The organism is Aminobacter sp. P4_D5 (assembly GCF_056401815.1).
In genome coordinates this window covers 1-756 of record NZ_JBFUIP010000627.1, presented here as the reverse complement: position 1 = coordinate 756, position 756 = coordinate 1, and the positions used below count along the sequence as shown (strand labels likewise).

Below are 756 nucleotides of genomic sequence, written 5' to 3'. Positions count from 1 at the left end.
GCTTCATCCCGCCCTGCCTGCGAGTCTCCGCCGTGCCGCCGCTCTCCAACGTGCTGGGCGAGCTGGTGGGCATGCTCGGCCAGCGCGCGGAGGCGCTGGGCGCGCGGCTCTCGCAGCCCGGCGCGCGCGGCGTCGCCGAGGTCGCCGACTTCCTGCTGCTCCAGACGGTCAACCGCTGCCTGCCGCTGCTCGCGCACTACGCCGACGCGGGGAACGTGCATCCCGAGACGCTCTACGGCGCGCTGATCCAGATCGCCGGCGAGCTCGCGACCTTCACCGCGCCGGACAAGAAGGCCACCACCTACCCCGCCTATCGGCACGACGACCTCCAGCGCAGCTTCGCCCCCGTCATCGCCGACCTCCGCCGCAGCCTCTCCGCGGTGCTGGAGACCAACGCCGTCGAGATCCCGTTGCAGGAGCGCAGCCACGGCGTGCGCGTGGGTCCGATCCTCGACCGGAACCTGCTGCGCGCGGGACAGTTCGTGATGACGGTGATGTCCGACATCCCCGGCGAGACCATCCGCCGGCAATTCCCCAACCAGGTGAAGATCGGCGCGGTCGAGCACATCCGCGAGCTGGTGAACGTGGCGCTGCCCGGCATCATCGTGCGGCCGCTGCCGGTGGCGCCGCGGCAGATCCCGTTCCACGCGGGCGCCGTCTATTTCGAGCTCGATCGCGGCTCGCCGCACTGGCAGCAGATGCAGACCAGCGGCGGCTTCGCGATCCACGTCTCCGGTGATTTTCCGAACCTTCGCC

At 70.9% G+C, this 756-nt stretch carries 1 protein-coding gene; it reads left to right on the top strand.

The window, feature by feature from the left end; all coding sequences use genetic code 11:
- Positions 1-32: 32 nt before the first annotated feature.
- Positions 33-756, top strand: a 724-nt coding sequence (tssK, locus tag AC1DWF_RS33955) for a type VI secretion system baseplate subunit TssK (protein WP_476842885.1), incomplete at its 3' end; no start/stop codon positions are given.